This is a genomic window from Lysobacter sp. K5869 (assembly GCF_018847975.1).
Lineage (GTDB): Bacteria > Pseudomonadota > Gammaproteobacteria > Xanthomonadales > Xanthomonadaceae > Lysobacter.
Map to the genome: position 1 here is coordinate 809,716 of NZ_CP072597.1, position 24,537 is coordinate 834,252.

Consider the following 24,537-nt stretch of genomic DNA (forward strand, 5'->3'; position numbering starts at 1 on the left):
GGACGTGCAGACAAAGACCTAGAAGCGTCACCCCAGGCATGCATCGAACAAGCACCCTACTGGCGTGCCTGCTCGGCCTGTCCACGGTGTTGACCGGCGGACCAGCCAGCGCGCAGGAAACTCAGACCACGTGGACCGTCAGTTCCATGGCCGGGCCCCAGCCTGGAAGCTATGTGACGCAGGACGAGGCTGCGGCTGCCATTAAGTCACTGCCCAGCCCGTTCCCGCCGGATGCGCAAATTCCCAACCCGCATCCCTTCATCGACACGATTAAAGAGGCGCAAGTCGCGCCCGACGGCAAGCTGTCGATTGTGTATTGGATGGGGCTGAAGCCGTCACTAGACCCTGACTGGAAGTACACCGCGGCCGAAGCAGAGAGCCCGCTCGCCACCGAAGCGCAACTGGTCGCCACCATCCAAGCCAGTTTCAACGCGCAGTACAGCGCCTGCACTACCAATGCCAAGGTCACGTTCTTGGGGCCCTGGTATACCCAACAGCCGTCGCACGCAGGAAAGATCGAGCTACGCCCGTACAAGGTCGAGTATTTCGATGGATTGAATACCGAGGGATCGCCTTGTGAGCCTGCGGCTTACGAAAATGAAGCCATGCGATCGCGGCACCAGCAGTGCCCGAACATGTTCATGCAGTGGACCATCGAGCGCCAAGCGTGCGCGAGCGACCTCACCGCGAGCATCAGCCCTGGAAAGATCCAGGAATGTGGCGCTGATGCCACCGCCGATGCCGAGCAAGGCAACCCTTGCAACGTCAAGACCGGCGCCAAGATTGAGCACCAAACCGATATCGACCTGGGTTGGATCGCTCTCGTCCGAAGCTATCACTCAAGCGTGACCACGCAAGCCGGCGGATTCGGCCCGGGTTGGACCCATTCGCTTGATCGGCGATTGGTCGTTTCGGGCAACACGCTGAGCCTCAGCGGCGGCAACGGCTATCAGGTCCGATTTACCAAGGTCGGCGACGCGTACCTAGCCGCCGATAGCAGCGGCGATCGTATCGTCGCCTCGGGTGGTCAGTGGTGGCTCTATCGGGGCGGCGATGTGCTCGTGTTCAACGGCAAAGGCCAGTGGATCGAGCAGCGCAACGAAGACGGCACCGGCTTGACCTTCAGCTACACGCCTCTCGGTCAGCTGGATACCGTCACGCATACCACGGGCCGGTCGCTCCGCTTCGTCTATGCCAGTCAAGCCGCGGATGCGGCGATCAGTTCGGTAACGGCCAATGGGGCGACCCTCGCCAGCTACACCTATACGCCGGGCCGACAGGTCGAAACGGTGAGCTTTCCCGGAGGTACGCAACGCAAGTACCACTATGAGGACAGCCGTTTCCCGCGCTTTCTGACCGGGGTGACGCATGAGGACAGCCAGCGTTACAGCACCTTCGCGTACGACGCCAAGGCGCGGGTGATCTCCAGCCAGCACGCGGGCGGCGCCGACGGCATTACCTTGGAGTACCGCCCGCAGGGCGGCACCATCGTGACCGATTCGCTCGGGCAGAAAACGACCTATGGCCTGACCAGCGACGCAGGCGCACTGCCCCGTCGTCTCAGCGACATCGTGGATGAGCGCGGCGCGGTCAGCAGCACGTACCAGACCGAGGCCAGCGACTTGCGCGGTCGTCCGGCTAGCGTGACCAACCGCAAGGGCATCAAGACCGAGTACGCCTACGCCGAGGCCAACGACTCGGTGACCGGAGCGCTCGCTCGCACCGTGACGACGACCGAGGCTGTGGGCCAACCTGAGCAGCGAATCAGCACCTCGACGACCGATGTAGCGAGCAATCGCCTGATCCGGTCGGCTGTCGGCAATCAGGAAACCCGCACCACCCGCAATGCACGCCTGCAACCGGTCACCGTGACTGTGCGTGATACCGTCACCAATGAGGTTCGCACCACCACGTATGCCTACTGCGAGGCCGCCGATGTGGCCGCTGCCAGCAGCACCTGCCCGATCTTGGGCCTGTTGAAGTCGGTCGATGGCCCGCGCACGGACGTGAGCGATCTGACCCGGTTCGAGTACTACAGCAGCGACGACAGCGCCTGTGCGACCACGCCGTCGCTTTGCACCTATCGCAAGGGCGACCTGCGCAAGACCATCGACGCGCTCGGCCGCACCACGGAAGTTCTCGGGTACGACCCGCAGGGCCGGCCGGTGTCCGTCCTCGACGCCAATGGCGTGACGACCGATTACGAATACCAGTCGCGCGGTTGGCTGACCGCAACGAAGGTGCGCGGCGCAGACAACGCCATCGAAACCGACGACCGCATCACCCGCGTCGAGCACTGGCCGACCGGCCTAGTCAAAAAGGTCACCCTTCCTGGCAACGTCGCGACCAGCTACACCTACGACCTCGCGCAGCGCCTGACCGACATCACCGATAGCGCGGGCAACACGATCCACTACACGCCCGACCTGGCCGGCAACATCAAGCAGGAGGACATTAAGACTGCCAGCGGCGCCCTCAAGAAGACGCTGTCGCGTGTGTTCAACGCCCTGAGCCAGTTGCAGACCCTGAAGGACGCGTCGCAGAACGCCACGGGGTTCACCTATGACAAGAACGGCAATCCCGAGCAGACGACGGATGCACTGGGCCGGCAAACCCTTCAGTCCTACGATCCGCTCAATCGCCTGAGCCGCACCCTGCAGGATGTGGGCGGCTTGGCGGCGGAAACGAAGCTGGAGTACACCGCGCTCGACCAGATCGCGAAGGTCACCGATCCGAATGGCCTGAACACCACGTACGCGTACAACGGTTTCGGCGACCGCACCAAGCTGACCAGCCCCGACACCGGGATCACCGACTACACGTACAACGCCGCAGGCTTGGTGGCCACCAAGAAGGATGCCAACGACGTCGTCGCGCACCGCTACACCTACGATGCGCTCGGCCGCCCGAAGGCTATCTTCTACACCGCGGCTGGCCCGGCCGACGTCGAGTACGACTACGACACCGTCAACGCCGAATGCACGGCTGGCCAGACCTTTGCGCTGGGTCGCCTGACCGCGAGCCGAACCGAAGGCAATGAGCTGAAGTACTGCTACGACCGCTTCGGCCAAGTCGTGCGCAAAGTGCAGATCGTCGCGGGCAAGAGCTTCACCCTGAAGTACGCCTACACCATCGCCGGCCACCTATACACGGTGACCTATCCCGATAGCACCACGGTCGATTACGTCCGCGATGCGCAGGCGCGGATCAAGGAGATCGGTGTTCGCCCCTACGGTGGCACCCGCACGGTGCTGTTGAACAACGCGACCTACGAGCCGTTCGGCCCGGTGACCGGCTGGACTTACGGCAATGGCCGCGCGCTCAACCGCACTTACGATCAGGACTACCGTCCGAAAACCATCCTGGACAGCGCCAGCGGTGGCTTGTCGCTGAGCTACGGCTACAACACGGTCGGCGAACTGACCGAACTCAAGGACGGTTTACAAAGCGCGGTCCAGGCCAAGTACGACTACGACACGCTCGGCCGGCTGACCTTCACTCGGGACGGTCTATCCAACCCGCTGGAGACCTACACCTACGACAAGACAGGCAACCGCAAGAGCCTGACTGACGGCGGCGGCTTGAAGGCCTACGGTTACAATAGTGCCGGAACGCATCGCCTCACCGACGTAGCTGGCGTCGCCCGTGGTTACGATACGGTTGGCAGCACCATCAGCATCGGCGGGACTGCCAAGGAGTTCGTCTACAACGCCAACGACCGGCTGAGTCAGTTCAAGCAGAGCGGGGTCATCAAGGCCAACTACCGCTACAACGCCTTCGGCGAGCGGGTCGCGACTACCGGCGCCACGACCAGCACGATCGACACGTACACGCTGTACGACGAAGACGGTAACTGGATTGGCGATTACGACAGCACGGGGGCCGCTAAGCAGCAGGCGGTGTGGTTCGGCGACGCACCAGTCGGGTTAGTCGTGGGCAGCGGCGGCACGCAGAAGTTGCACTATGTGCAGCCGGACCACCTGGGCACGCCACGTGCGGTGATCGATCCGACCCGCAATGTCGCTGTCTGGACTTGGGATGCCAAGAGCGAGGCGTTCGGTAACAGCCCGCCGAACCAAGACCCCGATCTGGACGGCACCGCGCTCGTGTTCAACATGCGGTTCCCGGGGCAGCGACTCGATGCAGCCAGCGGACTGATCTACAACTACCTCCGTGACTATGATCCTGCTATTGGGCGCTATGTTCAAAGCGATCCGGTTGGCCTGGATGGCGGTATTTCGACCTATGCATACGTAAGCAATAATCCCGCTCAAGACATCGACCCATCAGGCCTTCAAGGAACGTTGGCACGAAACTGGGGCTTCAATCAGGCTGCGCGGGCAGCCGCTGGCGGGAAGAAGGATTGCCCGGCTGGCCCGGTGCCACCTCCGCTGACAATGGGTTGGGCGCTCCATCAAGGTGTAACTAGTGCCGTTAGGGCTTACAACCAGCGAGAAGATCAACGCGTTTACGTAACCTACGTTCTACAAAAGGGTAACGTATGGTACTTCGGGCGCACGAGCGGATTCGGCACTCCGGATCAAATTGCACGAGCGCGATATCGCTATCATGAGCGTCGCCTGATGGGCTATCAATTCGTGACCTTCGACCAGGCAGCTTCTGGCGTCACCGGATATGCGGCGATCCGTGGGCGAGAGCAGCAACTGATCGACTCGTGGGGTGGCGTGGGCGCACCACAAGTCGGTAACGACATTCGAGCTGTGCGCAAAGACAATCCGTCGGGTCGCGTTTATCATGAGGCGGCCAATTACAGGTTCGGAAACATCGCTCCATACACTGGAAAATGACAATGCGCAAAAGCCTGTATGAGGAAATCGCCGATTGGTGTCTGACCCTGCTGGATATGGCCAGCAAGGATGAAGACTCGAAAATTTTGGCGATGTTGCGCGACAACGTTGTTAAAAATAGCGGAAAGAAGTCAATCGTCGAGATTGCTACAGAGCTTTCAATCGCGTTCGAAGGTGAGCCTAAAAACCGGCTTAAGCTTATCGATGAAACTTTGCTGAAAAAGCACGGGATGACACGCGAGTACTTCTTGCTAAAGCAGAACAAGAAGGTTCGGAAGATTCTGCAGCAGGGCGCAATAAGGAACGACAAGGAGTACGAAATTGTTCGTAGCTCTTTGCTTGACATGGAGCCACCGCCCCTACTCAAGGAGGCATTGTTCGAACTCATTGCACAATATGAAAACGCACAAGGCGCAGCCAAAATCTAATCGACCGACGCAACGAATTAATGTTAACGGCGTTGGACGGAGACCTTGAGAGCGGCCTTTGCAACAAACCTTGAATTGAAGGGCCCCGGCAACGGGGCCTTTCTTTTTGCGCTCGCTACAACGCCGATTGCCGACGCGCCCGCAACTGACTGGCTACCGAGCGCCCCTTTTGCATCGCCGAGCGCACCGACCACTTGGCTAGTGCTGATGCCCATACGTCCCAACCTCGCCAGTCCATCCTGTAGGCCAATGGCGAAGTCGGCCAAATCGTTCGACTCGGCTACCGGCTCGGCCTGGACGTACGCGCTTCGTCCGCCCGGTGCGACCGGGACCTCGACGGGGCCGAACGACTCGACCTCCTGCTCCCAGGTATCCTCGGCCAGCGCGCGGCCGAGCAGCCCCGCCTTTTTTCATTGATCCGTGCAGTAGGTAATGCTGCCCAGCGTGAGCCATGCAACCTGGGCACTGGGCGGCAGCCCCACGAATACTTCTCCATTTGCTCGCACATCGATTCGGGTCGGCGCTCCTGCATCGCTCAGCGTCGTCATGATCAACTGCGCGGATGGACGAAACGCTGCGGGCAGGACGAACACCACCGTTCCGCCGGCCCCGCCCTTGACCACGCCCCGCAATTGCACACGGTTCCCATCCTTTCGGTAGCCTGCCGGAGCAAACACATCTCCGAAGTTCGTCCACGGCGCGTTGAGCGACGGCGCTACCCACGCGCCCTTGCGCGTATCGGCCAGCGCCGCGGCGGTACTTCGCCGGGTCTGCCCCCCTTGCACCACCGGCACGATTTCATCGCCGGTCAGCGCGCTCGCCGCCGGCAGCTGGGACAGTTTCAGGTTCGCCATATCATTCCATCAGCAGGTAGTCGCCGGCTTCGGTGACCAGCTCGTCGCTGACCTCCGACCGCAGCAGGCCGTTCTTGAAGTCGAAGGTGTGCGTGGCCTTCTGCCAGCTCGCCAGACCGTCGCGCGTCGAGCCAATCTCGGCTCGTAGGCGGTAGACGCCCTTGAGCGTGGCGGCGTAGCTGGTGCCGGTGATCGGCGCCGGGCTGTCGAGGACCGTGCCGGCAATGGCGTCCAGCAATCGCAGCACGTAGGCGGTGCCCGCCTCCGGGCCGATCGATCCCTGCCCGTGGTCGACCAGTTGATCGCTCTGCAGGCGCCGGTCGCGGTGCGCCCAACTCACCACCAGGTCGCCGTCCACGGCAGCCGGATAGCGAGCGCCGGCCAGTTTCAGATCACCCGGCGGGTACGGCCGCGCTTGGCGCTGCGCCAGCCTGACGCTGTCCACCGGCGCCAGCGCCGGGTCCAGCTGCGCGCTGGACGTGCGGGTTAGCAGCTTGGCCTCGACGGTTTCGCCGACGGCGTAGTCCGTGGGGTCCGCCGCCGCAAAGTCGTCGTAAAACCAAATCCGGGCGCCCTCGGCATGCGGCACAGGCACGGTGTCCGCGCAACCGCGCGCCAGCGTCGCGGTCTGCGTCTGCGGATCGATCGCCACCACGCGGACCAGCTCGTCCTCGATCCAGGCCGCGGTCCCAACCACCACCTGATCCAGCGCGCGCCCGGTCGTCAGTTGGGCGGCCGTCGTCGTTGCCGACAGCGCGCCGGCCAGGACCGCGGTCGGGCACCAGTCGCCGGTTCCGGCCTCAACAAAGGCGCCGCCCCCGACCCGGCTCGTCAGGATGTAGTTCAGCGCCAGGCCACCGGGCTGCTCACCCAGCGCCAGCACCAGGCCGGCATCCGCCGGCAGCGCCGCCAAGGCGGCCGGATCTAGCGTGGTAGCCAGATCCCGATAGCCGGCCTCGAACAATCGACGCGTCGGCGCCGGCTGGGGATTGCGGTCCGGCGGCGTCCACACCGGCGGCTGCGACTGCACATAGCTCGTAGCAGGCAGACCGAACACGTCCTGTACCGCCGAGACCAGGATCGCCCCTTCCGAGAGCCGGCCGTCATCGAACGTCCCGGCGCGCAGCACCAGGGTGCCGATCTCGCGGAACGGGTCGCGGATGCAGAACACGCTGCCGGGCGCGAGAGCGTCGCCGCGGCGATCCAGCCGTACCTTGAACCGCTTCAAGGCCGAGCAAGCGATAGAGAGATCGCGCGTGGCGACTCGGGCCGCCAGCTCGGCGGTCGGCAAACCGCGGTACTCGGTCGTAGTCGAGGCCACGCCGCCAGTGGCTTGGATGCCGGCCAGATCCTGCACTCGGATCTGCCGTTCCTCGTCGTTGATCGGGTCGTACCAGGTCACGATGACCTGATTGACCGCGCCGTCCTGCGCGCCGCCCTCGTCCTCCTCGATCGCCAGCAGACCGGACTCGTAGTCGAACACCGGCAGGTCTTCGACGCGGTAGTCGTCGCGCAGCAGGCGCAGCGTCGAGCGGCCGGTGCTGCGGTCGGTGTACTGCGCGGCACCGATATGGTCGATCACGACCTGCATGAAGTCGCTGATCGACGTCTGCCGTGCCCAACGCAGGCACAGGCCGAAGCCTTCGGCATGCAACGTGTCGGCGGCGCGCCGGTAGCTCGCCTCGTCCAACAATCCGCGATCCAGGCCGCGGCCCCAATCGCGGTTCGTCAGGCACTCGACCAAGATGTGCGCTGGGTTCATCGCCCGGATGGCGCCGTTGGCGAGCCAGATCACCGCCTTCTCGGGATACCAGGGCGCACCATCCCAACCGACCAGCGCGCGGCGCGCGCGCGACTTCCAAGGCTTGGGGTACGGATTGTTCGCCGCGATCTGACCGTCGAAGTACTGGGTCGTGGCGCCGCGGAACGCAGGTGTCGGCGTGCCATGCAGCGCGGACAGGGCCGGCAACACCGCTTGGTCGGCCTCGCCCATGAGCACGTCGAGCGTGCCCTTGATCCCGCCCTCGCCCTTGTCGCCGCCGAACAGGTCGGGCTTGTTGATGGCGATTCGGCCAGTCTTCATGATCGAGCCCTTCCAGGCCTCGCGGTCGCCGACTCGAATCTCGACAATCTCGTCCACCGGCCCTCGTGCGAGGCCCATGTGCAATCCGAACAGGTAGCGGTGGCCGACCGTCTGCTTCTTGCGGCTACCCACGCGCTGCCTCCGCGCGCGCGAACGCGACCAGGTGCAGGCCCAGCGCATCGCCGGTCGCCTCGATGACTTCGGCCTCGATGCCGTCGCGCACAAACGCACTCCAGTCCAAGCCGTAGTAGGCGAACCACTCGCGCCCACCTTGGGCGCAGAACCCCGGCCGCGCGCCGAAGCCCGGCGCGCGGCGCAGGTGCTCCAAGGTCACGATCACTTCTTGCCGCCCTTCTGCTTGATCGGCTGTGTGCGGTACTGGCCGACGCCGAGCACCATCCAGTCCGAGATCCAGACATCGCCGAAGATCACCGCCTGCGGCGTGCCCTCGGTGGCCTGCGGGAACTGGAAATCGCCGAACGCGGCCGGCTTGGGCTGCGGCGGTTTCGGCCGTGCGGCCGCCGAGACGAAATAGCTGACCAGCCAGATCGCCAACTGGACCCAGACGTTCATGCAGATGTTCCGAATTCAGAAGACGGGCGTGCCGTCGAAAGGCGATTTACCGGGTAGCCCCGGGGCGCCGCCGTAGTTCGGCGCGTTGGCGAACTTGCTGTGGCAGATCGCGATCGTCCGCGCGCAGCCGGGATAGGCGACGACGGCTTGGCCGACACGCAGCCCGTCGCCGGCGCCGAGCAAGATCAGCCGCTCGCCGATGTGGGCGCGAATGCCGCGCCGCTCGATCCCGGCCTCGCCCAAATCCCAGGCCAGGAAGCCACCGGCCAACCAGCCATCCGGGAGCAGACCGAATGCGCCCGCGGTGACTGCGTTGCCGGCAACCGTCGCCAGCAGCGCCGGCACCCGATGCGCCTCCGGGTTGACCCGGCAGTTGCGGTCGTAGAGCGTGTGCGGGCAACCGCGCGTCCACGCCAACCGCAGCCCTGGCTGGCCGAGCGCGGCATCCAGCGACTGGCAGCGGACCTCGGTGGCTTCCAGCTTTGGCCGATTGACCCCGGCGACGCGGCCCACCCAGGACACGCGCGCCTCGGCATCGCCTTCGTGGATGTCGCGCACGAACACCGCGACCTCGGTCGACGGCGGCAGGCCGCGATACAGGCGAGCAACCTCGAAATCGCCCGGCGCTGTAATCGTCAACACGTCGCTGGCGACATGCCCGGACTGGCGGATGCCGTCGTCGCTGATCGCGGTGGCGCGGAAGGTCTGCGTATCGAGTTGGAAGTCGCGGTCGCCGCCGGTGTATCGCCAACGCTTGCCGCCGCGGACGAACTCGTACAGCCGTCGCGGATTGCCCGCGGCGGTCGAGCGTTCGAATTGGTCGAAGCTCATGCCGGGGTGGGTCCATCGTTGCTGTCAGGATCGCGCACCGCCCGCAGCACAATGGCCGCGTCGGCGGCGCCGTCGCTGTCGGTGTGGTGCTCGATCTCGGTTTCGTCGCTGTCGGCGCGGGACAACGCCATGAAACTGATCCGCTTCACGTCGCGCACGCGGACATCTGCACCCAGCGCGGCGTCGAAGGTGATGCGGTCAATGGCGTCGTCCAGGCTCACCGCGGCGGTGATGCGGCGATGGAAGGCGCGGCCGTCGCGCAGCTCGATCCGAAGGTCGCGGCGACCGGGCCGCAGACCGCCGAACCGGGCCAGGCCGACATTGGCGATGTCCGCCGCTGTCGCGGTGCCGGCGACGGTAGCCAGCAAAGTCAGGTCGTCGGCATGGGTCGGCCGCCACACGGCACGCTGGCGGCCTCGCAGGGCGTATAGCCAGGACCGAACCCGCGCCCGTTCCGCCCGGCCGTGCATTCGCCAGGTATGGGATTGCGTCACCGCCGCCCAGTCCGCCGGGTCCAGCACGAACGGGGCGCCGAACTCGTTGTCCAAGGACAGCAGCGCGCGCTGCCAACCGGCCGACAGCGATTCCGACTCGTCGGGGCGATCGGCCAGCACCGGATGGCCGCGGTACCTCGGCGCATCCGACAGCGCTGGCCAATCGCAGGGCTCGACCACCTCGAAGCGCATTGCGACCGAGGCTGCCTGATCTGTCAGGCGGGTGACCTTCGGCGCCTCGGCCAAGCGGGCGGTCCGGACGGGGTACAAGCGGGTGCCGCGCGACCAGGCCCGCGTCGTCGGATGCCGCAGGACGATGCGGTCGGCGCTGATCGACTCGATCTCGGCGACCTCGGTGTCGAACGCGGTCGGGCCGCGTAGCAGCACCAGACCGCCCGGCCGGAAGTCGCGATAGGCCGGATCGCAGGCCAGGACACGGACGCCGAGCGCATACTCGGCGCCTAGCCATTGCCCGTCCGGCCAGACCGGCAGCGCCCACGTGCGCCCGCCCCAGCCGAACACGGCCAGATCCAGCAACACCCGCTCGCGGCCGTCCACGGTCAGCGTCGCTTCGAACGAGCGCCGCGGCGTCGAGCGCAGGCCGCGCCGCTGCTCAACCTGCAGCGGGCTGGTCAGGATGTCGGTGCGCCACGCCAGCCGCTCCAGCACGCCGCGAGACCAATCCGGTACAAAGGCGAACGCGACGATGCGCTGGCCGGTGATGACGACCGGCTGCACAGGGAAACCGTCAAACCGGAACGCCAGCGTGGCGCCGATCACCGGCGGGCCATCGGTTCCGACCGCGACCTGCCACGTCCGCTCCGACAGCGGTGCGAACGGCAGCGGCGGCGCGCCGGGCGCGGTCAGGACGATGCCCTCGCCGCCCGACAGCGTCGCTTCGGTCAACGTCAGCGCCTGGCTGCGGAACGCATTCCAGACCCACACCGCCCGGCGCTGCACGCTGCTGACGTTGCCGAGGTTCAGCACCCGCGGCTCGACGTGGATGCGGTCGAAGAAATCGTCGCCGAACAGCGGCTGCATCACGCCGCGGCGTCGGTCGCCGATGTGCTGGGGCAGCACTACGGTGCGTTGCCCATACGTCGGCTCCGATCCGAGCGCCCCGGACGCGCGGCCATCCCAGAACGGCGGAGATCGGAAGTAATCGCCCTGACCGCTGAAGGTCAGCGGCCACAGGCCATGCCACATACGATGTCCGCTAGTTACTCGGTGATGCGATAGGCATATCCGTAGACCCCGCTATTCGGGGTGCCGGCCGGGCCATTCTTGCGATGGACCGGGAACACCTTCCAGCGGTCGCTGCCCAGCACCAGCTCCTCACCGGGGGCGTAGCTGTCCAGGCGGATGAAGCGAAGGTCCGGCGGGTGGCCGACGCCGGTGTTCAGGTCGCCGCCGCGGGGCACCGAACACCACAGCGGCTGGCCCGGCGCGCGACCGGTCAGTGTGCTGTGTCCGATCTCCTTCAGTAGATTGATCGGCGCCCCTCGCCGACGCCAGCCGCAGGACAGTGCGCGGCTATCGCCGCCGGTGTCCGAGACCCCATGCCAGCGTGGCGAAACGCCATCGAAATCACAGCGCACGCGCGTCACGGCCGACATGTAGTTGGCCCAATAGTCATCGAATGCCACTGCATGGCGAACGTCGTCTGGACTGCTGATGTAGCTCGGATCGTAGTACCACTGACTGCCGTAGACATACTGCGCGGTGTTGACCAACCCGGCGGTCACTAGCCTCCCGGTGCCGAAATGCTTAAACGTGCCGGCCTGAGTCTCCAGCACGATATGCAGGTACGGCTGCGGCGCTGTTGCGCTGAAGAAGTGGACGGCGCTATACGGACCTTGGACGTAGTTCGTCCAGACCTGCGCGCTGGCGTCGGTCTGGACATCCGCGTTGGCATTTGCCGCGTAACCCGTATGGCCGAACGCGCCCACGAACGGCGGCGGCCGAGAACTGTCGCCACCGCTCAGTTCGGTCAGAAACGTCGCATACAGAGAACCCGCATGAACGCTCAGCGCTTTGCCGACGCGCACCGTGCGGTCGCGCCAGCCATCCACGGCCCAGCCGTTGCCTTGGGCAAACACGCGCAGCTTGTCGAGCAGCTCGTTGGGGTCGTTCGCTGCGGACGTCGCGTAGGCCATCAGTCGAGCTTCAACGCGAAGTAGTTGTCGGGAGAGATCCGAAAAGCGTTCTGGAACGCCATCCAGCCCGCGCCCTCATGGTCAATCCGCGACTCCGAGGCGGTATTGAAGCCAGTCGTCCAGCCGCAGCCGTCGAACTCACCCAGCGTGTGCCGCGGCGAGGTGCTTCCCAGAACCAGCGGCAGCATGGGCGAGGTGCCGTCCAGGTTCTCGCGGAGATTGGCGCGATCGCCCCAAGTCGACATCGCGCTCGGATACACCTTCCCAGGCGTCTCGGTATCGCCGATATCGCTCGATCCTGACGCAGAACGATTGACATGCAGACGCCAGACATTGTCTGGGTAGTTCACCGCGAGCGCGTAGCGTCCGGGGTCGAAGAAGCAACGGAAATTGGCGTCTGTAGCATCGGGCGTCAGGGTCTCGGCAGATCCGCATGCGCCAATAGCGAGCGGGTACTCGTGAATCGACGGCGGCTCGTAGGCGTTGATGAAGCCCAGGTAGGCGCTGAGGTACACCGTGCCCACTCGCGCGACAATTACGACGCGCTGGCCGTTGATCGCCAGCCAGTAGGCGAATGGACCGTTGCGCAGCGGCAATCCCCGCACGCCGCTGACGTTGGTCTGCGACCGCACGCCGCGTAGCGGATTGTGCGAGCGGAAACCGTACCAATTGAGGTTGTACGCGGCACGCGCCGCATCCTCGTACAACTCGGCGCCGATGAAGATCGCCTTCTGTCCATCCAGGCCAGGTGCCTGCACCACCCACTGCGCCCGGTCTTCGAGCTCGAAGTCGGCGTCGAGGTCGGTATGGAAGCTTATGTCGTTGACTTCGAGCGGGTCGGCGCCGGCCGTGCCCGTGATCAGCAAGCGCCAGAACCGGGCAGCGGCAGGAACAACGGTGATCGGGTAGGTCCGGCGCATGCGCGCGCTCGGCCAGACCTGGCCACTCCAGGTTTGCACCCGCGACCAGGCCGAGCCGTCGTCGGAGCGCTGCAGTTCGAAAGCCGCCGGGCCGCGCGCGCCGTTATCGCCGATACCCACCGTCATTGCCTTGACCACGGCCGGACCGATCATCTCGATACTGGCGTGCGCCGGCAGACCGGCAACGGGCAGGCTGGACCAGGTGTCGGTTCGGTTGTCGAATACCGAGGCCGGATTGGTCAGGTTCGTCGTGCGAAAACCTGCATTGCGGCAGCCGTAGCGGCGAACCAGCGTCCAGGCAGGCGAAGTGTTGAGGGTGAAGCGGTCGCCCGGCACGAATGGCGTCGCCCCCGCATTGATCCGGAACCGTAGCCGCTCGGACTCGAAGGGCTGGCCCACCCAGGCGATGCCTAGATCGCCCGCAAGCGCGCCGATCACTTGGAACCGATCCGCATCCAGCGCGGTCAGGGTGAAGCCCTCGGCGACGCTGATGCGGCCGCCGCGGTACCCGCCGGCAGCGCCGTCCGGTCCGGTCAGCGTGCCGTTGCCGGTACCCGCATACAGCAAACCCCAGGCGTGGCCTTCGGTACAGAGCGCAGATTCCAGCCGGCCGAGGAAGTCGTAGTAATCGGCAGCAACGCCGGCACGAAGAGTCATGGGCAAAAGAAAGCGCGCCCGGAGGGGGCCGGGCGCGCGATAGCGGTTGAGGAACTGGGGGCTCAAACCGCCGGACTCAGTGTCGCCACCGACGGTTGCACACGCTGCGATGGCTAGCTCGAGTCCTGACGCACGGTAGGAGCAATGGCGCGGATTGTGAGCAAGATCACTTGGCGCGCCCGACTTGGATGCATATCACGGCCACGATCTCGCGCGGTTTGAGACAACACATTCGGATAATTCCCGTGGGCACCACGCTCGGCGCGAAGCAGCTTCGATTGGCGCCCGGACATGCAGAACATCCACCGTTTTCTCACTATGGAGAGTAAGAAAATGCACGCATGGATCAGTTCCACCCACAAGCGATTCGCCTTCGTTCTCGCAGCAACGCTCGCGTTGCTCCCGTTCACCGCCAGTGCCCAGTTCGACCCTCCCACGCCCGTCCAAGGCATGTATCTCCAGATCGCCTCGCGCTGCGTAACGCCAACCTCAACCGGAGGCGTTGTTCTCGGCCCCTGCTACACGAACGACCAGAAGTGGAAGTTCTATGGCGTCCGAAAGAACTGGCGGGGGTTCTGGGACGTTTTCATGATTCGAAACGACGCGCTCGGCATGTGCTTGGCCATCAAGGGGACCGATTGGCGAGACAACGCCCCCCTTGAGCCAAGGGCATGCTCTGCGACAACCGTTCCTGTCGCGGACATGCTGTGGTTCCGCGAAGATGCCATCGAACCCGATGGCTGGAATCTGGCCAGCCAGACCAAGTGGCGCAACATCTATAGCACCAAGTGTATGGATGCAGGCGACCGACACCTCGGCATTCAACTAACCCAGTGGACCTGTGCGGGAAGCAGTTGGGGCCCGCAAGACTTCACCGGGTACTTCTACTACTGACCAGCCAACGGCCTGCCTATTGCAGTCGTTTCCGCACCGCTCTCTGCAGTATCTGTAGAGAGCGGTGCGTTCCGAGCAATTCGATCTCAGCTCGCTACCCTAGATCCTGCCGGACAGTCGGAGCATTGGCCCTGATCGTGGAAAGGATCACCTGTCGTCCCGCTTGCGTGCCCATCACATTCACGATCTCACGCGGGTCCAGGTACAGGACATTCGTGATCTGCGAGGAGCGCGGCTCGGCGGCACTGGCGGCGGATCGCTCCGACACCGACCGGTGTGCGACGGAGGGCGCGGTCGGAGCCGGCGACACAAAGCCCCCTCCGGCGTACCCGCGCAGCCCGTCCAATGCGGCCATACCGATACGGTTGAACCGCTCCAAGAACGACCGCGCACCTGGCTGGCGCACGACTTCCCGGCGATTGACGAACTCGCCGCGGTGGACGATGCCAGCCGGCGCGTACTTCGGGCCGATGCCGGTAAATCCGCCGGATGCGAAGAAGCCACTCGCGCCCTTGGTCGCATTGGCGGCCAGCAGGGTGGCCGCGGCCGTCTGCATCGCAGTGGCCGCCTTCATCACCACCCCACCGGCCACGCCCAACGCTACCGAAGCTCCGGTGATCGGGGTGGCATAGGCGGCGCCGGCGGCCGCGGCTTGGACCGGGTCTGGCTGCGCGAGATCGGGCGTTTTGCCCCCTCCCGCGATCTTGCCTACAACCGACATCAGCTTCGCCGTCGCGAAGGCGGCCAGTTGCTGCGACGCCAACTGCGCCAAGGACCGGGCCATGTCCTGCACCAATCCCGTCAGTGCTTGCCGCAACGTCAACGTACCGGTAGCGAGCCCTTCCAACGCATTGCCAAGGCCCGTCTCGAAACCATTGGTCAGCGTTACCACCAACTCATTCGACTGCGTCTTCAGCGCAGCGACCTGTGCCGTCAGATTCTTGACCCGCTCGATCGCTTCGGGTGAAGCGGTCTTCGCGGCCAGGGCATCCATCTTGGGCAGCAGCTGATCGACTTCGGCCGCGGTGCGGCCATGCAGATCCAGCAGTTCACGGCGCGCGCCGATCTCAGTCAGCAGGCCCGCCTGTTGACGGGTCTGGATCGACTGCTCCTGACGCGACTGATCGCCAAAGACGCGCTCGATCCGCGCTTCCAGTTCCTGCAGTTCCGCCTGTGCGGACTCGGTGTCGATGTGTAGTCGCAGCGTCGATTCACCGACGACGCCCAGACGCTTCATGTCCGCGATCAGTGGCGCGTATTGCGCCGTTAGCTCACGCTCGCGTGCGTCCTTCTCTTTGCCTTGAATACGAAGCAAGGCGTTCTGCGCGGAGGTGACTGCATCGGCTAATTCTTGCCGTCGTGCCTTGTCTTTGCGCTCCTGCTCGTCGCGCTCCTTATCTTGCTTCGACTTCTGGGAGCCGCTTTTGTCCTTGCCCTTCTTGTCGCCGACCTTTCCAGCCGCATCCGCGATGGTCTTGGCGTTCGCGGCAAAGTCGCGCGCCGGCTCGGCGTCTGCGCTGGTCTTCCACAGCAGTTCGATCTGCTGATTGGCCTTGTCGATCTCCTCGGACATGTCGCCGCCGGCTGCACGCCACGCCTCAGCGGTCTGGCGCGCGAGCCCCTTAGCGTCGTTCAATGCCTGCTGTTGAACCTGGAAGAACTGCGATGGTCCCGAGAAATCGAACTGCGCTACCTTCTTGACCGACTCGACGTAAGCAACGATCACCCGCCCGTTGAGCGCGAGGTACTGGCCGAGGTTCTCGATGCTCACCAATAGGGCCGCGATGACGCGGCCGACGATCTGAAATCCTAGTTTCAGACCGATGAGCGCAGTACCGACCACCCGGACGATCGATACCAGCGCGTTGAGCTTCTGCCCCGCGGTGTCCGTCGTGCCGCCCGCGGTGACCAGGGCGGCGTTGTAGTTAGAGATGAAGGTCGCAAGCGACGACAACTCCGTGGAGAAGGCGCCGGCCGCGCCGGTCGCGCGCTCTGTATCGCCGATGGTGATGGTGAATGCATTACTCAGCTGCGTCAGTGCGCCACCGATGGTCAGGGGAAGCTTCGCGAACTCCTCGGAGATCGACTTGCCCTGGCTCTGGATCGCCCGAAGCACCACCGCCGTGGTCAGCTTGCCCTCGGCCGCGAGCTTCTTGAGATTGTCCGCGCCTTCGACGCCCAGGTCTTTCAGGCCCGCCTTCAGCGCCTCGGCCAATCGCGGCGTCTGTTCGAGGACCGAATTCAGTTCTTCGCCGCCCAGCCGCCCCGTCGACAAGCCCTGACCCAACTGCATCAATGCGGCCTCGCCGGAGGCTGCGGAGGTGAAGCTCAGCGCTACCGCTTGGGAGATCGTCTGCGTCAGGCCGAGCAGTTGATCCTGGCTCAGCTTGAGCGCTTGCGTGCTGCGCTCGACGCGGGCATAGAGGTCGACGGTCGCCGCCAACGGCTGGCGAGTCGCCTGCGCGATCTGCTGGACGCCGCTGTACGCGGTGTTGAATTCCTCCTGACTCTTGGTCGCCAGCTTCAGGCGGCCTTGCAGGGTGACCGCTTCGTCGGCGACGCGCGCGAGCGCCTGTACCGATCGCAGCGACAAATAGCCAGCGGCGATTCCCCGAATTTCGGACTGCAAGCCCGTCAGGCTGGCCTGCGCCTTGCGCCCGGCAGCCTGCGACTCGTTCGCGAACGAGCGCACGCGGGCGCCGGCTTGCTGGAGCGCAGCATTCAGCGCCGCTGCGTTGCCTCGCAGCAACAGCGTGATCGTAGTATCGCGATTGGCCATTCGGAACGCGCAGGGCAGCGCCGGCCCTGCCGCAATGCGGCTGAGCAATCAGGCTGGAAAGGTGGGGATGGGCGGCGCGGGCCGCAGAAAGCACCTCCGCCTATGCGGCGGAGGGGTGCCGAGTCACCGAACGGTTCGGCAGAACGAGGAAGAGATCGAGCAGCGCGGTCAGACCGACAAGTGGCTGGGAGCCGACGCGGTCGGCGCCTTCGCCGTGTCGCCCGGGGGCAGCAAATTGGGCGGCTTGCAGCCGGCGCAGGCGAGCAGAACCAGGGCCAGAACGATGGTGGCGCGAGCTTTCATGACGGAATCCTCTGTTGGGCGACATGCGGTCCCGGCCTGCCCGGCCTTGGGCTGGCCACCGCATCCCAATGTAGCCCCGCCGGGCTAACCCGCTTTAGAGGACGGAGCGGAGAGCTTGATCCCACTCACAGATCGAGCTGGCCGACCCCTTCGATGTGCCGTTCGCCACCGTAGCCGGTGACCCTGGCCCGGCCTTCGGCTTTGCTTCGGTAGAGCGCCTCGTCGGCCCGCCGCAGCAGGGTTTCGGAGGAGTCCCCCGGTCGAAGGTCCGCGACACCCATCGACAATCCCAGCGGCACGGTGGCCCCGTCGATGGCCAGCGGATTCCGGCTGACTGTCTCGCGGAGCGCACCCGCCAAGACCAACGCCTCGGACTGATGCAGTCCGATCAGCACCAACAGCATTTCATCGCCACCATAGCGCGCGACCAAATGGCCCGTGGGCAGCCAGTTGCGTATCCGGAGCGCCACGATGCGCAGTGCTTCATCGCCCGCGGAATGTCCGTACAGATCGTTGATGGATTTGAAGTGGTCGATGTCGACAAACACTACCGACAACGGCGAGCCGGCGGCGTGCGCCTTCTCGATGTTGATCCGTAGCATGTCCTCGACCGCGTCGCGCGTGATCACGCCGGTGAGCTTGTCGTAGGTCCACCGGCGCTGAGCGGCATCCCGGTCTACACGAAGCTGCTCCAGCCGCGCGGTGAGGCCGAGCATCAAGCCCAAGCCGCTCGCTGCCAAGCCAATCGGGAACCCATCGATGGCCCAACCGGGCATCGCCCACCAGTTCTGGTAGCCGCCGACCATCGCCACCAAAACCACCATGACCGGCGCCCATGCGAGCAACAGATACATCGCGTCCAATTGCCGGCGGCGTAGCGCCCGAAAGATCGCAACCGCGATCCCGCCGAAGGCGACGAGCATGACGGTATTTCCGAAGTAAGCACTAAACGTCGTTACATGAATCACCGAGATCAGCAACAGGCCGCCCAGCAGCGCGCTGCACACATTCAGCAGTCGTGCGACACGGGGCTGCTGAACCTGCAGTTGCAGAAAGAACATCAGGAAGCGAATGCCCGTTAGGACCGCCGCTGTGTTGATGACGATATTGGTTCGCCGGTCCATCGCGAACTCGGCCAGCGCGGGGAATACGCGGATCTCGCCGCCTTCGATCATCAGGTTGGCGAGCTGGGCCAGCAACGTGATGCCCAGATAGGCATACCCATGCTCGCGCAACGCGGCGAAGTAGCCGAACGAGATCAGCGCGACAATGAAAAGGGCAACCAGTACGGAGGCGCGGAACTGTGCGTACTGGACATCGCCAGCATGCACCGTCGCCATCGGCTCCACCGACAACTCCGAGGCGATCAAATTCGGCGAGGTAATCCGCAGGTACAGCACGTCGCCGGGCTTGAGGCCCGCGTTTAACGGCACCACCAGCGCGCGCGCGGAGTGCAGCAACTCGGACTCGGGGCCGAAGGCGGTACGGTTCGCTGGAACGCGTTCGCCGGGCTGCCACACTTCCAAGCGCTTCTGATTCGGCGGCGACAGGACGAGTTGGGGTAGCGCCCGATCTGCGGGCAGGTCGCCCAGGACTACCCGCCACCACTGGGGCGCCGGGCGCGGGATCACGATGCTGGTGCCGTCGACCTTGCGGAACTCCTGATCGTAGGCACCGGCCAGCACTTCGTCCGGCTGCGCGCCCTGGCGATCCAACCGTTCTAGTCGCAGCGACGCCGCATGAGCACTGCCGACGAGCAGCGCCAGTAGCAGGAGCAGCAGGCTGGCCCAGCATCGGGACGCAAAGGTCCGCATCGAACTCCCTCCCTGAGGGTTTCGCGAGAATAGCGACGCCACGGGGAGGGCTAGGTGCGCCGGGTCACGGTTCCTCGTCGGGCCAAGAAGAAAACGGCGTTGACTAGCGAATGCCGTCACTTTCTTCGATTTTTCGAAGACGTTTCGCCAGCCAGACCACCATCATGCGACTTGGCCGCCTGCCTTTTGGTAGACCGCCAGCAACGCTTCCAGCGGCAGTTCCCGCTGGCCGTAGCCGGCGTTCGGCAGCGACGCCCAGGTCTTGCGGGACTTTCGGACCGCCGAGCTGATCCAGCCCTTCTTGATGTCGGCCAGCGACCCGTTCTCGCGCAACAGTTCGATGGCGGCGCGGTCCTGCGACGCCGGACCGAAGTCCGGCAGTTTCAGCCGGATTTGAAGGCTGTTCCAGGTCCGCCACAGGAACTGATAACGGCCGGCGGCGGTGGAGTGAATCCGGTACTTCGGCAGCCAGACCTTGATGCGTGGATGGTGGGCGAAGTCCGTGAACCGATCACCGCCCACCAGCACGTCGTACCCACCGATAACGCTGAACCGCTCGACGCCCTCGGCGTGCGCGATCATGTCCAGGAACGCCACGACATTCTGGCCACCCGCCTGCTCAGCGATCAGACGTGCCATCGGCGCCTCGCTGCTGGAACAGACGGCCAAACAAACCCAGCACCAGAACGCCTGCGGTGATGTACGTGGCAACCCGATCCGGCACATGCACGCGCAGATCGTCGGGGATGTTCAGCCAGACGCCTTGCACCGCCAGCGCCAGGCTCATCGCCTGCACGCTCAGAAAGCGCCACGCATGGCGCCAGTTCTCGATCAACTTCATAGGGGTTCCCGAAGGGAGTGGATAAGGGCAGCGACGTCGGCTCCGCCAGCGAAGCCGGCGTTCACGTCTTCAATGCGCTCGGCACGCAGCGCGCGCGCGCGCTGGATCGCAGCGCGGTAGAACAAGGCGAGCTGGCGCGCGGTCGCGCACTCGATCCACGGCCAGTCGTGGCCGTGATCGATCAGCGTGGCGAGGACACTGGGCCAGTCGCTACCGGGGCCGCCCGCCGCAGTTCCACCGCCGCCAGCACGCGCTGCAGAAAAAAATCTGCATTGACTGCCCAGAACGTCAGCAGCAACAGATCGCCTTGTGCACCGGGCAGTGCATGGACCCACTCGGCCGACTGATCGCAGGCTTGGGCGAGCAGGGCAATCGTGGCGGCCGGATGTGCCGCGCAGACCCGATGCAGACGGCCCAGGTCGACGTTGCCGTCCTCCGTCTGCTCGACCAGGTCGGCGACCAGCGCCGCAATTTCGGCATGCAATCGCAGGCTTTCGAAGAAGCCAATTTCGCGCACGGTTACGCTGCGCCCACCGATGGGCAGCGTGCGGTTCGGCTCCAAGATGGTCAGGTCGTCGGCCGGGGGAGCCCGGCGCTTTACCTTGCGCGCCATCAGCCGGTCACGAGCTCGATCCGGCCGAAACCACCCAACTCGGGGTCCAACGCGCGGGATTCATCGAACAGCGCGGCACCGGAGAGTTGCAAGCTGCCCCACTCCTCCGAGATCAGCGCCAGCTGCTCAATGGGATTGAATGTCAGGCGGTACAGCGTCACCTTGGCGCGCTGGCCGGTGACGGTATTGATGCCGTCGAGGAACAACATCCGCTCCGGCGGCGGGGTCGTGAACAGCGCGATGTTGACCGTCTCGCCGTACTGGTAGGTCGCCTTGTAGGGCTGGGTGAATCCATCGACCTTCCGTAGCCCGACCACGCCGGCCGTGGGCGATTCGGTCCACCAATTCGCCGCGGGAATCGTCACCGGCGGATTGGCGCTGTCGGTCAACGATAGTTCGCTGATGTGGCCGCGGTCGAGCGCGACCAGGTCGCCCGCCTTGAGGCCGGCCGGCAGCAGTTCATTGCTGACCGCGCCGGCAGGCACGGTCGCCGGCAACGCGTACAAGCCCTCGGCCAAGTTCTCCGCGGTGGCTTCGTCCAGCGTCAGATTGACGTTCGCGGTCTTGGATTGGACGAGCCGGCCATACAGCAAGCGATTGCCGCTGAAGGATTCGAACTTGTCCGAATTTTGGACTTCCAGGGCGAGTTCCAGCTGCGGCGCATTGCCGACCCAGCGCAGCGGACCGGGCTTGCCCGTGGACTGGCGCTGGGCGAGGTAAACCTTACCCTGGAACGAAAACAGATTCGGCGCGGCCATCGGGTCGCGTGCTCCTATATATAAGGTGTCGAGGGCCGCCGGCTGGCGGCCTGTTCAGCGGCGCAGGGAGCGCAGGAGTTGCCGATCCAGCTCGGCGGTGATGACGTCCAGGCCGGCTTGGGCCATGCGGGCCGGGCGGTCGCCCTTGCGCAGCATCTGGGCCAGCGACGGGCCGAATAGGGGTTCGATGGGGTAGCGCGGCACCCGCCGCGTGCCGCCGCTGCCGGCCAGGGGCGCGCGCTCCCAGGCTTTGGCGATGCCCTGCCCTCGCCGGCTGCGGATGAAGCCGTGCGGTTCGTGGCCAGGCCGGTTGCGGAAGATGCGGTAACGCAGGCCAGTCGGTGTCCCGCGCCCGGCAAAGTTCAGCAGGCCGATACCCCGCACCCGGCCTACCAGCTCAATGCCATCGCGCGTGATCCGCACGCTCAAGCCGTCGCGAATCCGTGCCGCCGAGATGGCGTACTCGGTTTGGATGTCGCGGCGCGCGATGACCGGCCAGCGGCGACGCAGCGTGCCCAGCGCTCGGCGTTGAACCAGCAACACTTTCGCCGGTAGCGCGCTGATGGCCTTTGCGGCGTCCAGGGCACCATCGGCATCGATGGAAATCCGCATCAACGGCGATACCGGACCGTCAGGGTCAGCTGCACCGCGACCACCGCCAAGCCCTCGGGTCGGTCGAGGAACACGATGTCCTCGACTTGCAGCGGCAGCGCTTGTGGCAACGGAATCCACGCATCGAGTGCGTCTTCAACATCCGCGGCGATTGCGTGCGCGCGTGCGTGCGCGTCGTTGAGATGGGCCGGCAGAGTGGCTTCGACCATCGCCTGCAGCAGCCGGTGCTGGCCGTGCGGCTTTTGGGTGTCGCGCTGTACGCCCAGCGCGGCCAGCGTCAGCCCCGGCACGTCGGGATCGGCGTGCTGGGCCGGCTCCAGCGCCACATCGGCGCCGATATCGGTTCGATAGCCACCATCCGTTCGAATCTCGGCCAAGCGGACTGCGATGCGCTCCAGCAGCGTCCAGGTCGGTGCCGGCTCAGCCATAGAGCGCGGCCTCGTTGACCAAGCCGTCGTCGCCGACAATCGCCTCGACCGCCTGAGTCCGACCGTCCACGATGACTTCGTCGCCGCGGCGAAAGATCCAGTCGGCATTCCGAGCCAGTACATGGCGCGCGCGGCCGATCACCTGCTGAAACTCGCCCAGGCGCTCGACGCCGTCGCGCACTACAACGCGAACCGACGCCAAGTGCGCGGGACCGCGCCGTACCTGAGCGATGGTTCCGAGCACGTCGAACGCGGCCGCATCGGCCGTTCGGAACACGTCCACCGCTTAAGCCTTCAGCTTCACGAGCAGCGCCGGGCGATGGCACATCGGCAGCGGGTTCGATTGCGTATGCAAGTCGGTGCCGCGGTCGAACTTGCGCGGCGCTTGCTTGCTGTAGAGCAACTGGCCGAGGGTGTTCACCGTCTCGTTGAAGTCGGCCGGGGCCACGTAGGTGGCGAAGGTATCGAGAGTGCCTAGTGGGAACGCGTGGCCCTCGCCAGGTTCGATGAACTTGCGCACGTTCGCATCGCCATCACTCGCCTCGCCCGTGTACTCCTCGAAGCGGATGCCGGCGAACCGGAAGTCCGTGCGCATGTCCTCGCGGAGCGCGGCGCCTTCTTGCCAGCGGTTGTAGGCATCCTGAACCTTCTTGTGACCCGTGAGCGCGTCGAAGAAGTCCGACGACACCAGCACGTGAATCGCGCTCATGCGCTCGCCCAGCAGCGCCTTGCTCATGTACCGCTTCAGGTCGAGGCACTTCTTCCGGACATCGGTGTCCGGATTGCCGAGCTGGAAATCGAACGTTTGCGGGCGAATACCGAAGATGTCGAACAGGTTCGCGATCTCGGTGCCGTCGGAATCCAGGATCACGCCCTTCAAGGCGCCCATGCGGAGGTGTTCGAGCGTGATCGCGTGCTTGTTGCGCATGGTCTGCAGGTGATCGGCCATGACGCCAGCGATGCTCTCGAGCTCGGTCTCGGTGCCGAAGGCGCGAACCCCTACGACCTCTTCCGGCAACACGACGTCATCGTGCGGGATATGCGGGATCACAAACGCTCGCGCGGTGCGCTTGCCGCGCTTACCCACGGTTCCCGGCGAACCGACCGGCTGCGTCGGCAGCAGGGACAGCACGCCGTTCTTCTCTTCGATGGTGACCTGCCGCGTGCGAACGGGTTTGACCGGAAACAGGTTCAGTTCGTCCAGGCGTCCGTACTGATTCGGCAGAAGATTGATCGCCGCAGTCAGGGCGCTGACCGAGAACGCGGGGTTATGGAACGGGTTGTTCATCGACATGGATCAGATTCCTTGACGCACGAGCACGCCGGCAGCCCGCAGTTGCTGGATGCAGGCCGAGCGCTGTTCGGGGGTAATGGCTTTCGGCCAGACCAGGGCGTGGTCAGCTACGGTCGCGTGGCGCGCGACGATCAGGCCGTCCGGGCTTGGCGCGTCGGCGGTCAGGATTGGCACGATCACGACGCCGACGGCCTGCTCGCGGCCATCGGTGGCGGCCGGGTCGAGCGCCGCCACTTCGCCGGTCGCGGTGACGCGCCCCACCACATGACCCAGTTGCAACGCTTGCTGCGCTGCCACGGTCACCCGATCGCGCGAGTACAGGTTGTCGGCTTCGAACTTGAGCAGGTCGCCCAGGTTGTGCGGCTCGGATTGGGGCGGATAGACGGTAATGCCCATC

23 protein-coding genes are annotated in these 24,537 nt (G+C 65.1%); 3 read left to right on the forward strand and 20 right to left on the reverse strand.

Translation table 11 applies throughout. The features are described from left to right. Positions 1 to 38: 38 nt before the first annotated feature. Both J5226_RS03450 and J5226_RS03455 read left to right on the forward strand, forming a co-directional pair. Positions 39 to 4,808: an RHS repeat-associated core domain-containing protein gene (locus tag J5226_RS03450; RefSeq protein WP_215838466.1), complete on the forward strand. Its 4,770-nt coding sequence runs from the start codon at positions 39 to 41 to the stop codon at positions 4,806 to 4,808. Positions 4,809 to 4,810: 2 nt separating this feature from the next. Then, on the forward strand, positions 4,811 to 5,236 hold the full coding sequence (locus J5226_RS03455; RefSeq protein WP_215838467.1) for a hypothetical protein: 426 nt from the start codon (positions 4,811 to 4,813) through the stop codon (positions 5,234 to 5,236). 410 nt (positions 5,237 to 5,646) lie between these two features. On the opposite strand, the gene J5226_RS03460 is transcribed toward J5226_RS03455, so the two are convergent. The 8 genes from J5226_RS03460 to J5226_RS03495 are packed head-to-tail and all read right to left on the reverse strand — an operon-like array spanning position 5,647 to position 13,870. Continuing rightward, positions 5,647 to 6,090: a hypothetical protein gene (locus J5226_RS03460; protein ID WP_215838468.1), complete on the reverse strand. Its 444-nt coding sequence runs from the start codon at positions 6,088 to 6,090 to the stop codon at positions 5,647 to 5,649. A gap of 1 nt (position 6,091) precedes the next feature. Continuing rightward, entirely contained in the window at positions 6,092 to 8,305 is a 2,214-nt protein-coding gene (locus tag J5226_RS03465) for a phage tail protein (protein WP_215838469.1), read from the reverse strand. Continuing rightward, a complete protein-coding gene (locus tag J5226_RS03470; protein ID WP_255322981.1) occupies positions 8,298 to 8,507 on the reverse strand; it encodes a hypothetical protein in 210 nt (69 codons plus the stop codon). Before J5226_RS03470 ends, J5226_RS03465 begins: the two co-directional genes overlap by 8 nt. A 2-nt stretch (positions 8,508 to 8,509) precedes the next feature. Beyond that, positions 8,510 to 8,746, reverse strand: coding sequence for a hypothetical protein (locus J5226_RS03475; RefSeq protein WP_215838471.1), 237 nt, complete (start codon positions 8,744 to 8,746; stop codon positions 8,510 to 8,512). A 15-nt stretch (positions 8,747 to 8,761) separates the two neighbouring features. Then, entirely contained in the window at positions 8,762 to 9,577 is an 816-nt protein-coding gene (locus tag J5226_RS03480) for a phage BR0599 family protein (protein WP_215838472.1), read from the reverse strand. Then, entirely contained in the window at positions 9,574 to 11,277 is a 1,704-nt protein-coding gene (locus tag J5226_RS03485) for a hypothetical protein (RefSeq protein WP_215838473.1), read from the reverse strand. Before J5226_RS03485 ends, J5226_RS03480 begins: the two co-directional genes overlap by 4 nt. 14 nt (positions 11,278 to 11,291) lie before the next feature. Then, positions 11,292 to 12,227: a hypothetical protein gene (locus J5226_RS03490; RefSeq protein WP_215838474.1), complete on the reverse strand. Its 936-nt coding sequence runs from the start codon at positions 12,225 to 12,227 to the stop codon at positions 11,292 to 11,294. Beyond that, positions 12,227 to 13,870, reverse strand: a complete 1,644-nt coding sequence (locus J5226_RS03495; protein WP_215838475.1) for a hypothetical protein — start codon at positions 13,868 to 13,870, stop codon at positions 12,227 to 12,229. The genes J5226_RS03490 and J5226_RS03495 overlap by 1 nt, the downstream gene beginning before the upstream one ends. A 225-nt stretch (positions 13,871 to 14,095) precedes the next feature. Between J5226_RS03495 and J5226_RS03500 the strand changes: the two genes are divergently transcribed. Next, the gene (locus J5226_RS03500) at positions 14,096 to 14,698 is read left to right on the forward strand and encodes an RICIN domain-containing protein (RefSeq protein ID WP_215838476.1); all 603 of its coding nucleotides are present in this window, start codon (positions 14,096 to 14,098) and stop codon (positions 14,696 to 14,698) included. Positions 14,699 to 14,792: 94 nt separating this feature from the next. On the opposite strand, the gene J5226_RS03505 is transcribed toward J5226_RS03500, so the two are convergent. From J5226_RS03505 to J5226_RS03555, 12 genes are all read right to left on the reverse strand, one after another. After that, positions 14,793 to 17,477: a tape measure protein gene (locus J5226_RS03505; RefSeq protein WP_215838477.1), complete on the reverse strand. Its 2,685-nt coding sequence runs from the start codon at positions 17,475 to 17,477 to the stop codon at positions 14,793 to 14,795. A 168-nt stretch (positions 17,478 to 17,645) separates the two neighbouring features. After that, positions 17,646 to 17,780 (reverse strand): hypothetical protein, encoded by a 135-nt coding sequence (locus J5226_RS25300; RefSeq protein ID WP_255322982.1) that lies wholly within the window; start codon positions 17,778 to 17,780, stop codon positions 17,646 to 17,648. Positions 17,781 to 17,905: 125 nt separating this feature from the next. Then, complete coding sequence (locus J5226_RS03510) at positions 17,906 to 19,594, reverse strand: diguanylate cyclase (RefSeq protein WP_215838478.1); 1,689 nt, start codon at positions 19,592 to 19,594, stop codon at positions 17,906 to 17,908. A 162-nt stretch (positions 19,595 to 19,756) separates the two neighbouring features. Continuing rightward, positions 19,757 to 20,233, reverse strand: a complete 477-nt coding sequence (locus J5226_RS03515; RefSeq protein WP_215838479.1) for a glycoside hydrolase family 104 protein — start codon at positions 20,231 to 20,233, stop codon at positions 19,757 to 19,759. Then, on the reverse strand, positions 20,214 to 20,435 hold the full coding sequence (locus J5226_RS03520; protein WP_215838480.1) for a DUF4175 domain-containing protein: 222 nt from the start codon (positions 20,433 to 20,435) through the stop codon (positions 20,214 to 20,216). Before J5226_RS03520 ends, J5226_RS03515 begins: the two co-directional genes overlap by 20 nt. Positions 20,436 to 20,616: 181 nt before the next feature. After that, positions 20,617 to 21,048, reverse strand: coding sequence for a DUF6631 family protein (locus J5226_RS03525; RefSeq protein ID WP_215838481.1), 432 nt, complete (start codon positions 21,046 to 21,048; stop codon positions 20,617 to 20,619). Next, on the reverse strand, positions 21,048 to 21,806 hold the full coding sequence (locus J5226_RS03530) for a hypothetical protein (RefSeq protein WP_215838482.1): 759 nt from the start codon (positions 21,804 to 21,806) through the stop codon (positions 21,048 to 21,050). The genes J5226_RS03525 and J5226_RS03530 overlap by 1 nt, the downstream gene beginning before the upstream one ends. 54 nt (positions 21,807 to 21,860) lie before the next feature. Beyond that, on the reverse strand, positions 21,861 to 22,418 hold the full coding sequence (locus J5226_RS03535) for a hypothetical protein (protein WP_215838483.1): 558 nt from the start codon (positions 22,416 to 22,418) through the stop codon (positions 21,861 to 21,863). Then, positions 22,418 to 22,846, reverse strand: a complete 429-nt coding sequence (locus J5226_RS03540; RefSeq protein ID WP_215838484.1) for a hypothetical protein — start codon at positions 22,844 to 22,846, stop codon at positions 22,418 to 22,420. The genes J5226_RS03535 and J5226_RS03540 overlap by 1 nt, the downstream gene beginning before the upstream one ends. After that, positions 22,839 to 23,129: a hypothetical protein gene (locus tag J5226_RS03545; RefSeq protein ID WP_215838485.1), complete on the reverse strand. Its 291-nt coding sequence runs from the start codon at positions 23,127 to 23,129 to the stop codon at positions 22,839 to 22,841. Before J5226_RS03545 ends, J5226_RS03540 begins: the two co-directional genes overlap by 8 nt. A gap of 3 nt (positions 23,130 to 23,132) precedes the next feature. Then, positions 23,133 to 24,140: a major capsid protein gene (locus J5226_RS03550; protein ID WP_255322983.1), complete on the reverse strand. Its 1,008-nt coding sequence runs from the start codon at positions 24,138 to 24,140 to the stop codon at positions 23,133 to 23,135. A gap of 3 nt (positions 24,141 to 24,143) precedes the next feature. Further along, the gene (locus J5226_RS03555; protein WP_215838486.1) at positions 24,144 to 24,536 is read right to left on the reverse strand and encodes a head decoration protein; all 393 of its coding nucleotides are present in this window, start codon (positions 24,534 to 24,536) and stop codon (positions 24,144 to 24,146) included. Position 24,537 lies beyond the last annotated feature (1 nt).